Origin of the sequence: Elizabethkingia miricola, assembly GCF_001675285.1 — a bacterium.
Taxonomy (GTDB): Bacteria; Bacteroidota; Bacteroidia; order Flavobacteriales; family Weeksellaceae; genus Elizabethkingia; species Elizabethkingia miricola.
Genome location: NZ_LSGQ01000030.1, coordinates 649,488 through 661,402, shown reverse-complemented (window position 1 = coordinate 661,402; position 11,915 = coordinate 649,488). Strand labels below are relative to the sequence as shown.

The window sequence follows — 11,915 nt, the reverse complement described above, 5'->3', positions numbered from 1 at the left end:
TCCATAAACTAAACAACACGGCTGCTATAAGTATGCAATTTAACAAAATATAAATTTACTTCCCGAACAAGACTACTGCTTCATTTACAAACATCTCAACTTCTTCAGGACGTTCCTTGTTATCCTTAGCTTCGTCTCTGGAAGAACCTGTTCTTACGACAATCATATTATAATCAGGAATACAAATTACATACTGCCCATATAACCCTCGTAAATAGTAATGTTTAATTGTTGCATCATTATTTATCCAAATCCCATTACCATAAGACTCCTGCGACAGCTTTGTGCCTGTAATCATTTTTTGCACAAATTCTGAGTTCAGAAGCTGCTGACCATTATATACACCGTTATTAAGAAGTAATTGTCCAAATTTTGCAAAATCCCTTGATGCCGCATTAATACAGCAATAGGTTTTCTCCATCCCGTTCTCTCTGTCGAGATTCCAAAAAGCAGGATATTCCATTCCTAATGGTTTCCAAAGTTTTTCAGAGGCATAACTACTCAAGCTCTCTCCTATTGCTTTACGAACTGCAAAACCCAAAAGCTGTGTAGTACCACTTTGGTATTCAAACTGAGTTCCAGAAACCGCTTTAAATTTTCTTTTCAGCATAAAATCTGCAAGATCATCCCCATAATAAGCTTTTGCATTTGGTTTAAACGGATTTGCATAATCTTCGTCCCAGTCCAGCCCGCTTTCCATTGCCGAAAGATTACCTAGTGTACAGTCTTTACCCTTTGGATCCTTAGCGAATTCGGGATAAAAATAGGATAATTTAGTATCTGTACTTTCTATTTTTCTGTCCTGAATTGCACATCCTAAAAGCATAACGGTGACACTCTTAGCCATAGAAAAAGAATTAGTTCTGGAGGCCTGGTTATTTCCCTGCCAGTAGTTTTCACTTAAGATTTTTTCATCTTTAATAACAAGAAAAGAAACGCTTTTGGTCTTATTGAGATGCGTTATAAGCTTTTGAGAAAGAGAAATCCGGTTATAGTCCGCAGCTTTTTTCCATGGGAGAATATTCCCGTTTCCAATAGTATTGGATGAAAAATCCTGACCATCAAAAATATGTGCCCCAGTCTTTCCCTTGAGATAGGTTTTCCTTACGGCCGTAAAGAGATATCCATAACCCAGTACAAAACAAATTATAATAAGAAGAACTACAATACCTACAATTATACTCAGCATATTTTCTGTCGTTGTTTCTTACAAATGTATTAAATAAAGGTATTGATTCTAACGAAAAATTTCAGACCTTTGTTTGAAAGTCATGAGTCTGCAAGTCTTACAAAAATACCTTCCGGAAGGGTCCATTTTCTTTATCGAAAAATGGTTGAAACCTTATTCCTGTCATATAAGGATAACAAAGAAGCGAAACTCTAAACTTGGAGATTATCGTTACCGCTCCGGCAAAACCCAGCAAATATCGATTAACGGAGATCTGGAACCACAGCTATTTTTCTTTGTATTGACGCATGAAATTGCGCATCTCATTACATTTTCTGCGGACAGAAAAATATTACCGCATGGTAAAGAATGGAAAGCCTGCTATCGTAGCCTTTTACTGGAAAGCCTGAATATTTATGAAGAAGATTTCCGGCCAATGGTTATGAACTTTTCAAAAACTCCAAAAGCAAACTATATGGCAACACCTGAAATAGTTCGTTATTTCAGTAAAAATACGGCTGAGGATTTTATTGAAGATCTGGATCCTGGCCATATTTTTGAATATCAAAATCAGACTTTTGAGATCCTCGAAGTAAGGAAAAAACGCTATATTTGCAAAAACCTGCATTCGGGGAGAAAATATTTATTCCGAACCTGTGTTCAGGTTAAAAAATTGATTCATGATGATTGAAAATAGATATTGTGTAATAATGGCTGGGGGTGTAGGCAGTAGATTCTGGCCTATCAGTACCTCCAAGTTTCCAAAGCAATTTCAGGATATATTAGGGGTAGGACGTACCATGATTCAGCAAACTTATGACAGGATCAGCAAAATTGTTCCTGTTGAAAATATTTTTGTTATTACCAGCAGCGAGCATGTTAACGTGGTCCAAAATCAGTTACCAGAATTAAAACCAGAAAATATTGTTGGTGAGCCGGTGATGAAGAATACTGCAGCTTGTAATATTTTTATGGGGATGAAAATTGCAGAAATTAATCCTAATGCTGTAATAACAGTTCTTCCTTCAGATCATCTTATTTTAAAAGAAGACGTTTTCTTAAACACCGTGGAACTTGCTTTTGAAGAAGCAAATACAAATCATACGCTTGTAACTATTGGCATACAACCAACACGCCCGGAAACAGGGTACGGATATATTCAGTTTTTAGAGAAAAAAGGGCAAAATGTTTTCAAAGTAAAAACCTTTACTGAGAAACCAACGCTAGAGGTAGCCAAAACACTTATTGAATCTGGTGATTTCCTATGGAACGCCGGGATATTCGTATGGAATGTTCAGGATATTCTGAAGGCATTCCAGGATAACCTTCCTGAAATGTATCAGCAATTCACGGAATGTGAATACAACAATGAGTCTGAAAAAACCTGCATAGAAACCATCTATCCAAAGGTTCAGAAAATTTCTATTGACAATGGTATTCTGGAAAAGACTAAAAATGTAGCTGTAATTCCTGCTGACTTAGGCTGGTCCGATTTGGGTACATGGACATCGGTATTTGAAAATGCTGAAAAGAATGAATATAATAACGCCGAAAATTCTAAATATGTATTGTCTTATGCTTCTACAGGTAATATCATACACATTAAAAATAAAAATAAGGCTGTTATCATAGACGGATTAAACGATTATATTGTAGTAGACACTGATAAGGCACTACTAATTTGTCCACGAAGTCACGATCAGGAAATTAAGGATTATGTAATTGATCTGAAAACAACAAAAAAGGGAGATAAATTCATCTAAATATACTTTTATTTTTATTTGATTAGCTAGGAATGCTATAAAATTTATCTTTTCAATGCGTTTTTCAGCAATATACATTAAAATATAGCTAAACATACAACAGGGAATATCACCCTGTTTTTTTTATTTTTCAGAAATTACATCAAATTATAATCAGTTTTCTGGAATTAAGTCCTCCTTTTTTTACAATATTCCAGAAAACTGTCCAACATTTAATACAAATAACACTGTATTAGAGAAAGCTTCTTCCTTTCTTTGTTTTTACACAAACAAAGGAATGATGATAAAATGTTTTTACGCTCTGGTGCTATTTTCAGCACTTACATTTGCACAAGTAACAGACAGCTTCAATATATCCGGATATATCCGAAAGCTCTACTACTTAGATCCTAATCCTCGCCTCTCAACATCACAAACAGATCAGGGAAGAATATTGACGTCTATGCAAATAGCAGATTCCTTGTACAAACAAATAAGATATACTGAAGCCATTAAACTTTATGAACAGGCCGATTATTATGCATTGAAGAATCAGCATAACAAGGAACGTTTTGTCATTAATTATTTCCTGAGTGATATATACCAGAGTATAGGCTTTTCTAATAAAGCCAATGAGTATTGGGGGATAACATGTTCATTCTTCAACTCTCTTGACAGAACGGATTCTACTATAATGACGAACCTGTATAAGGCCCGAAGAATGGAGCATAGTAGCCAGTTTTATTCAGCCATTTTATACCATCAGGAAAATATAAGCCTGCTAAAGAAAAAATATTTAAAACCCTATGAATCAAAGCCTTTTACTTTCCAGCAAAAAATTGATCTCGCTTTAGAGCATAATATCATTGCTTATGATTATTTAAAAAACAACAATCTATATGAAGCTAAAAAAAGTTTTGAAAAAACAGAGCTCTATTTAAAGGATATAAATATTGATCTCCAATATCAGACACCCTATTACTATCTGTGCAAGGCGATGATAGCAACAAAAGAAAACAAAAGAGAAGAAGCCCGAAAATGGTTTGATTCTGCAGAAAAAATCGCAGAAAAAAAAGGCTACCAGGTATTTGCTAAACGAATTTCAGAAGAGAAAATTCTAAGCAAAATAGGCCAATTAGATGATCACAGCTCTAAAAGTTTTAAAGAGTTTTTCAAAAAAATCTTACTCGAAATTCAAAAAGTAAATGAATTGGAAATTGAGCGGGAAGAAAAGAAAGTTACCGATCAGAATAGTCAGATAGAGCACTGGAAAAGTTTTTTTATCCTGCTAACCGCTATTTTAACCTTATATATTATTATAAAGGATAAAAAAATATACAAGAAAAGACCTCCAAATCATACAGGAAACATTGGAATTGTCTTTACTAAAGAAATAAAGCATGTATCTGAAAATGACATACTGCCTCCTGAAAATTTTAGTTTTATCAATCTCAATTACGAAAACATTACGCGGACATCTACTCTTATTTCTGAAGCTAAAGAATCTGAGCTTTTGGAAAAACTAAACCAATTTGAAACAGGAACCGATTTTATGGCAAAAAACTTTACTCTTTCAAACCTTGCATCGATTCTCGATACCAATACAAAGTATGTACACTACCTCCTGAAGGCTCACCGGAATAAAAATTTCAACGATTATATTAATGGCCTGAAAATAAAATACATTGTCCACTGCCTCTGTAAAGAACCTAAATTTCAGAATTACAAAATCAGTTATTTGGCAGATATAGGTGGCTTTTCTTCACAAAGCAGGTTTGCTTACATATTTAAAAAAGAAGTTGGACTGTCTCCTTCCGAGTTTATAAGAACATTAAAAAGAAAAAACAAAATTCCCAAAAACACTGATATACAATAAATTACACATTAAATAGAAGCAATTTTCCAGAATTCTGCTTTTACATCACTAACAGGTAAGCCTGTCATCATTCTAATTTTACAGCATAAAACATTAAAAATCAGAGTGATGAAAAAAGAGAAAAACAAACAAGTCTTACCTGAGATTTATGCTTCCGGCAAAAAGACATACACTCCACCTGTATTGGAAGTCATTTTAATAGAGATGGAGCATGGTTTTGCCGCGACATCAGCCTCTTTAAACCCCGGAGATGCAGGTTCTCCTAATACACCACAAGTCGAAGACTGGAATGATGGTGGAAGTCTGGGCGGTAAAGATTTTGACTTGTAATTAAAAGCTCATTAATCAGGTAAAACACAACTATGGATACATCTATACACAAAAAATTAATAAAGGCAACGAGTTCTTTTGTTCTTACAGGAAGCCTACTGCTTAGCCATATCTCCTGTTCCTCAAGAGATGAGGAAACCCAAAAACCGGATGGAAATACCGGAATGCAAGGAACATTTCTAAGTTTTAATATTACTGGTATTGAGGAAGAAGAAAATATAACAAACCTCGCTACTGCATCTATAAAAAATACAGTGAAATCGTCATCAGCATCTATTGCCCCTGAAAAAGTAATTTCAACAGAAAATTTCGATGTCCTGATTAGCGCTGAAGGCCAAATTACGTCCGATAAATCACAAGGGTTCTCGGCCTCTCTTACACCTTCATATACAGGAACTGTCGCTGCAGTAACCAATACCCCTATGATAACAGGTACAAAATATCGTTTGTTAATTTATGATGCAGCAAGCAATACGCTTATAAGAAATGTTGATGCAACTTCAGGAACAAATCCAAATATCCAGGTAGATGCAGGAAAACAATACAAATGGTATATTGTCTCTACCAATGATAATTCAACACCATCAGTAAATACTGCCACGGGAATTGTTTCTGCAGCTTCGTTGGCCAATAAAGATGTATTATGGAATCAGGGTGTTATAAATGCACAATATGGACAAAACAATATGAGTATTGTCCTTAAACGTAATACAGCACGTATACAATTAGATTTGGATACAAGAGGAATGTTTGGAACCATCAATAATACAACCTCCGTAGAGGTTGGGACTGGGACCGGAACTTCTTTTTCCAGCATAATTAAAACAGGAGACCTTAATGTACTTACCGGACAATATTCTAACCTTCAGAATGTATCCGCAGTTACCGGAGGCAGCATGGTCAACAAAGCTGGAGCCGGCGGTGCAGCCGGAGCTACAAAAACAGCAACTTTTTATACTGTAAGCCCAACATCTGTGCCTGCAAATAATTTAAGAATAAGACTGAACCAGCTAGACCTTAACATGGATGACAACAGCACACGAAGCTTTAGTAACAGTATCGTCCCATATAGCAATATTCCGGTTACGCCTTCTTTAGGAAACCGTTATACACTCAATGTACGCCTGATAGAATCCGGTGTGAGATTAGATGGTTTATTGTGGGCGCGTACAAACTTAATCTATTCCTCTCAAATTGATAAATACCGTTTCCGACCGGATAACGAGTATTCTCAGCCAGATAAAGATACTGAATACTGGAACTGGATGGCAGCAACACCAACAGGATCTTCATCTGACAATACTGATGCTTGTTCTAAAGTTTATCCTGAAGGAATGTGGCGTTTGCCTACCAGTACTGAATTCAGTAATCTGGGACAGCCTGATGACAAAAAAGAAAATTATGGATTATTCTTAGGTGCAAATTTTAGTGCAGTGTATAATCTGGATGCAGGAAATAATTTAAATACATCCTTCCCTACAAATTCCCAAAGGCTTTTCCTTTCTTTTTACGGATATCGTACTGCTCCCGGATTTTTAGGAGGGACAAGTGTAAGCGATTCTCCCGGAGGGATTTTTCTGGGGGCTCTAGGTGGAGGCGGCGCATATTACTGGTCTTCTACTTCTGCTAACACCAACAATGCTAATTATTGGTATATGAGTTATTCCAGATTTGCATGGTTTGTAGGCTGGAGTAATGCAGAAGTAAGATCCGGAGCAAAAACAGAGGGACGTATGGTTCGTTGTGTAAGAACAACATCAATTCCGAATACTTAAATAGAAAATAAGTTTAACAACTTCATCATTTGTTTGTAAATGGCGGGTAATTCTGAAATAAAAAAGGTTACCCGCCTTTATTAATTGAACAATGTAATTTAAATTAATTTTATAAACCAAATAAGCATAAATATAAAACACAATTCTATATATTAATTTATTTTTTATACCTTTCACTAACAAATGATTGAAAATATATGTTAGTGAAAGTTTATGGAAGTGCCATACATGGTATCTCGGCCCGTTGTATTACTGTAGAAGTCAATATCGATAAAGGTGTTGGCTATTATCTTGTTGGTTTACCTGACAATGCCATTAAAGAAAGCAGCCACAGAATTTCTGCTGCCCTAAAAAATGTAGGCTATAAGCTCCCCGGAAAGAAAATTACCATCAATATGGCACCAGCTGATCTTCGAAAGGAAGGTTCTGCCTATGATCTCACAATCGCTATTGGTATATTGGCTGCAAACAACTCCATAAAGGCTGAAAATCTCGATAAATATATTATTATGGGAGAATTATCTCTGGACGGAGGCTTACAACCACTGAAAGGTATTCTTCCAATTGCTCTTCAGGCTGCCGAAGAGGGCTTCAAGGGAATTATCTTACCTAAACAAAATGCACAGGAAGCTGCTATTACAAATAAACTGGATGTCTATGGTATTACTAATATTAAGGAGGTTATAGATTTCTTCGACCAGGGTAAACCTTTACCCAAAACAGTATTCGACGTTCAGAAAGAATTCGAGCAAAAGACTGACAATTTTAGTTCGGATTTTAGTGAAGTAAAAGGTCAGGAAATGGCTAAAAGAGCTTTAGAAATAGCTGCTGCGGGAGGGCATAACATTATATTAATCGGTCCTCCCGGAAGCGGAAAAACCATGCTTGCTAAAAGGATTCCGGGAATATTACCTCCTTTAAATTTAAAAGAAGCCCTGGAAACGACAAAAATACATTCTGTTGCCGGAAAAATAGAGACTGATAATTCGTTAATTACGATAAGACCTTTCCGTAACCCACACCACACCATATCAGATGTCGCTCTGGTGGGTGGTGGCAGTTACCCACAGCCCGGAGAAATTTCACTTGCCCATAATGGTGTATTATTTTTGGATGAGATGCCTGAATTCAAACGCAGTGTACTGGAAGTAATGCGACAACCCCTCGAAGACCGTGAGGTTAATATATCCAGAGCCAAGTTTACGGTGAATTACCCGGCAAGTTTTATGTTAGTTGCCTCTATGAATCCAAGCCCCTCTGGTTATTTTCCCGATGCCCCCAACAATACTTCTTCAACCTTTGAAATGCAACGATATATGAACAAAATTTCAGGGCCATTATTAGATCGTATTGATATTCATATAGAAGTTGATAAAGTGGATTTTGAGCAGCTTTCTGACAAAAAGAAAGGAGAAACCAGTTCTGAAATTCGTCAACGCGTTATTAAAGCCCGAAAGCTTCAGTCTGACAGGTTTACTGAACTGAATATAAATTACAATGCACAAATGGGTGCAAAAGAAATAGATCGGTTCTGTGAACTCAATGAAACATCTCTGAATCTACTGAAAGCTGCTATGGAAAAATTAAACCTTTCTGCCAGAGCCTACGACAGGATACTAAAAGTTGCCCGAACTATTGCTGATCTCGAAAATTCTCATGATCTGTCTACAGCTCACATTTCAGAAGCTATACAATACAGAAGCCTGGATCGGGAATTTTGGAATGTCTGAAGGCTACTATCCTCTTACTCCTGTAGCAAAAGGTTTGATAAATTTCTTACCATCAGGTCTGTCCTCTGCCTGCAAACCAAGATTATAAGAAATACCTACTCCTAAAGTCTGCTTCATCTGTAATTTTTGGATCTGATCATGATCATACAACAAATCAACAGATATAATAGTAGAAATAAATTTATTGAATTTAATATTAACTACACCAGTATAAGAGATATCAACCCGTTCCGGGTGGCTTGTATAACTGGAGAAAAGGTTAAGCTGATTGGTAAAGCTAAAATCCTTCATAATCTGGATTTTGTACATAATATTGGCTAATGCACCAAACTCCGTTCTTACACTTTGACCATTTCTTTCCAAACCATAATTACCCGCTACCTGAAGCTTCGGATCCAATACAAAAGTAAATCTTCCTGTTGCCGGACGGAATATCACCTGAAAATTCTCTTTTGGATTGAAAGAGATACCGAGACCTATATTCAGGTATCCCGGAGCCATAAATTTCGATATTCTGTCATTATAAACAGGTTCCGGTGTTGTAGAATAATTATATCCCGGAGAAAACTGAGAAAGAAATTGTATACCGGCAGACAGATAATAATTCTTTCTAAGGTCATAACCATAGTTGGACATGATATTTATGTAATCATCTGTTTTTCTGGAAGACTGCCCTTGAGAAGATACCAATCCATAGCCTAATTGAAAATTATTGTCCAGGAAATGTCTTCCTTTTTTATAAATCAGGCTGTAATTCACCTTAGCATTTATTCCGACACTATTATTTCCCCCTGCATTCCAGTTAGAGAAAGCTGCCTGGTTAAACAAAACATTATTCTGTCCATATACATACCATCTTCTAAGACTTGGAGATCTCATAATCTGATAAGGTGTTACCGGAATTGGCTCTGTTAGTGCACCTATAAGTACAGGCTGCTGAATAATAATAGTATCTATTTTTATTCTTGGAATTTTCACCATGCTGAAATTAGAAAGACTATCCACGTTTACACTGTTTTCTTTCCATTTAGCCTGATTAATAGAATCGATAACAGCTTTTGTTTTTGCATGCTGAGCCGAAACCAGCATTGCAAAAAAGAACAACGTACCTATTAAAACCCTATTCATTTTTTCCAATCTTTTTAAAATTCGTTCAAAAATACAACTTCTTTATAAAAAAAGAAATTTTGTCACTTCTATGACTATTTAAAAACGAATAAATACTCATTTTATGTCAAAAGATGCCAAAAATAAATCGTAAATAGTATGGCAAAACTTTTGCGCACTTTTTAATTATGTTCAAAGGAGTTATACATCCAAAGGCTATTATTATGCCTTTACTTTTTTTAGCCGCAATATGGTTAGGATTTCTCGTACAGAACCTTGGACTGATCGAAGGTTGTGATGGTGCTATTATACCATTGGTTCCTTCAGGGCTTAAAGGCATTTTCTTTTCACCTTTTTTACATGGAAGTTGGGAGCATATACTCGGTAACTCATTACCTCTGGTTGTATTAAGCTCATTACTATACCAGTTTTACGGATCCGTAGCGGATAGAGTTATGCTTTATGGCTGGCTATTTTCCGGTTTAGCTGTATGGATGACACCATCAATTAATTTATTCGATCACCAGACCTATACCTCTTGTATTATTGGTGCCAGTGGTGTTATATATGTACTCGCATTCTTTCTTTTCGCCAGTGGTGTTATACGATGGAACCTAAAATTATTAACGGTATCACTTATAGTAGCCCTTTATTATGGTAGTATGATATGGGGAATGATTCCTGAAGAGCTTCTCTTCACGTTAAATGAACCGAGCCGGATATCCTGGCAATCCCATTTATCAGGGGCCGTTATAGGTATTATTATGGCCTTTATCTATAAAGATAAAGGAGAAAAAAGAAGAAAATTCATTTGGGAATATCCTGAGTATTATAATGAGAAAGACGATATCCTTTGGCAGAAATATATTCAGGAAAATCCGGAAGACTTCAGAGAGCTTCCTTACAGAAAAAAAGAAGATATTTGGGATTTTTTAGATGAAATAAGAAAAAAATAATTAATAATTTTCTTATTTTTAAGGAAACACATTTTAAATGTTTTCCGAAGAGCATCTTTATTCCATAGCGTTAAGACATTGCCCGCAGATCGGTGATTTATACTTCAAGAAAATAGTCAATACAACAGGCTCCGCTCAAAAAGCATGGAACCTGCACAAACATGAGCTGATAAAATTATATGGTATTGGAAACAAAATAGCGGAAGATATAGGAAAAGATTCTCATTTACAATTCGCCGAAACAGAACTAGAATTCTGCTATAAGAATAACATTCAGATTTTACTTTCTCATCAGGGAAATTCCCCAGGATTATTAAACGAGTGCGACGATGCACCGGCGATACTCTATCAGAAAGGAAAATTTGATTACCAAAGGACAAATATTAGTATAGTAGGCACAAGAAAAAGCTCGAAGTATGGTAAAGAGTTTATTACTGAATTTCTGTACTCTCTAAAAGATAACAATATCCAAACAGTTAGCGGACTTGCTGTGGGTACAGATGCTTATACACACGAAGAATCTTTAAAAAATCACGTCCCCACTGTCGCAGTATTAGCACATGGTTTTCATATGCTGTATCCTGACAAAAACAGAAAATTAGCTGATAAAATTCTGGAACAAAACGGCTGTCTTTTTACAGAATTCAATTCATCACAACCACCGATAAGAGAAAGTTTTATTCAGAGAAACAGAATTATTGCCGGTATATCACCCACTACCATCATAACAGAAACAGCTTATGGCGGAGGCTCTGTAAGTACTGCTAATTATGCCAATATATATAACCGTGAAGTACTGGCTCTTCCGGGGCCAATTGAAGATAAATACAGCCAGGGATGCAACCTTTTGATTTCACAAAACAAAGCAAGAATTATTGTTTCCATTCCTGATACGATTGACTATTTGGGACTTCTTGTCAAACCCGTGGAACAGCTCCCTCTATTTCACGAAAAAGAGATCCCAGCGAACCTTACATCGGAGCAACAACTGATCCTATCTGTTATTACAGATTCCCCTAATATAAATCCGGATGAAATTGCCGAAAAAGTATCTCTCCCGGTTTATAAAATTTTACCCCTAATATTAGATCTGGAACTTTTGGGGCACATTAAAGCCTCTTCCGGGAGACAATATTACCCAAGCTGAGAATTAACAATTTCTTAATATTATATTATTTAATGAATAAAGAATGAAACTTTCTAACAAACAAAAGTAAATTGTAAAATTTTT

General features: G+C 35.9%; 10 protein-coding genes. 8 read left to right on the top strand and 2 right to left on the bottom strand.

Going from position 1 to position 11,915, the window contains the following annotated elements; genetic code table 11:
• Nucleotides 1–55: 55 nt before the first annotated feature.
• Nucleotides 56–1,189 (bottom strand): serine hydrolase domain-containing protein, encoded by a 1,134-nt coding sequence (locus ATE49_RS17535; protein ID WP_065083122.1) that lies wholly within the window; start codon nucleotides 1,187–1,189, stop codon nucleotides 56–58.
• Between the two features lie 82 nt (nucleotides 1,190–1,271).
• Here ATE49_RS17535 and ATE49_RS17530 point away from each other — a divergent pair, with 82 nt between their 5' ends.
• The 6 genes from ATE49_RS17530 to ATE49_RS17500 all read left to right on the top strand — a co-directional run bounded on the left by ATE49_RS17530 (nucleotide 1,272) and on the right by ATE49_RS17500 (nucleotide 8,621).
• Entirely contained in the window at nucleotides 1,272–1,859 is a 588-nt protein-coding gene (locus tag ATE49_RS17530) for a SprT-like domain-containing protein (protein ID WP_065083121.1), read from the top strand.
• On the top strand, nucleotides 1,849–2,931 hold the full coding sequence (locus ATE49_RS17525) for a mannose-1-phosphate guanylyltransferase (RefSeq protein ID WP_065083120.1): 1,083 nt from the start codon (nucleotides 1,849–1,851) through the stop codon (nucleotides 2,929–2,931). The genes ATE49_RS17530 and ATE49_RS17525 overlap by 11 nt, the downstream gene beginning before the upstream one ends.
• 277 nt (nucleotides 2,932–3,208) lie before the next feature.
• Nucleotides 3,209–4,786: a helix-turn-helix domain-containing protein gene (locus ATE49_RS17520; protein ID WP_233174421.1), complete on the top strand. Its 1,578-nt coding sequence runs from the start codon at nucleotides 3,209–3,211 to the stop codon at nucleotides 4,784–4,786.
• Between the two features lie 108 nt (nucleotides 4,787–4,894).
• Nucleotides 4,895–5,116 (top strand): hypothetical protein, encoded by a 222-nt coding sequence (locus ATE49_RS17515; protein ID WP_065083119.1) that lies wholly within the window; start codon nucleotides 4,895–4,897, stop codon nucleotides 5,114–5,116.
• Nucleotides 5,117–5,148: 32 nt separating this feature from the next.
• Nucleotides 5,149–6,891: a fibrobacter succinogenes major paralogous domain-containing protein gene (locus ATE49_RS17510; protein ID WP_065083118.1), complete on the top strand. Its 1,743-nt coding sequence runs from the start codon at nucleotides 5,149–5,151 to the stop codon at nucleotides 6,889–6,891.
• A 197-nt stretch (nucleotides 6,892–7,088) separates the two neighbouring features.
• Nucleotides 7,089–8,621 carry a YifB family Mg chelatase-like AAA ATPase gene (locus ATE49_RS17500; RefSeq protein ID WP_065083116.1) on the top strand — a complete coding sequence of 511 codons (1,533 nt, stop codon included), beginning with the start codon at nucleotides 7,089–7,091 and terminating at the stop codon, nucleotides 8,619–8,621.
• 6 nt (nucleotides 8,622–8,627) lie between these two features.
• Here the strand turns inward: ATE49_RS17500 and ATE49_RS17495 are convergent, their stop codons facing one another.
• The gene (locus ATE49_RS17495) at nucleotides 8,628–9,749 is read right to left on the bottom strand and encodes a DUF3078 domain-containing protein (protein WP_065083115.1); all 1,122 of its coding nucleotides are present in this window, start codon (nucleotides 9,747–9,749) and stop codon (nucleotides 8,628–8,630) included.
• A gap of 167 nt (nucleotides 9,750–9,916) precedes the next feature.
• On the opposite strand from ATE49_RS17495, the gene ATE49_RS17490 reads away from it, so the two are divergent.
• Both ATE49_RS17490 and dprA read left to right on the top strand, forming a co-directional pair.
• The gene (locus ATE49_RS17490) at nucleotides 9,917–10,684 is read left to right on the top strand and encodes a rhomboid family intramembrane serine protease (RefSeq protein ID WP_034870898.1); all 768 of its coding nucleotides are present in this window, start codon (nucleotides 9,917–9,919) and stop codon (nucleotides 10,682–10,684) included.
• 37 nt (nucleotides 10,685–10,721) lie between these two features.
• Nucleotides 10,722–11,831 carry a DNA-processing protein DprA gene (gene dprA, locus ATE49_RS17485; protein WP_065083114.1) on the top strand — a complete coding sequence of 370 codons (1,110 nt, stop codon included), beginning with the start codon at nucleotides 10,722–10,724 and terminating at the stop codon, nucleotides 11,829–11,831.
• Nucleotides 11,832–11,915: the final 84 nt, after the last annotated feature.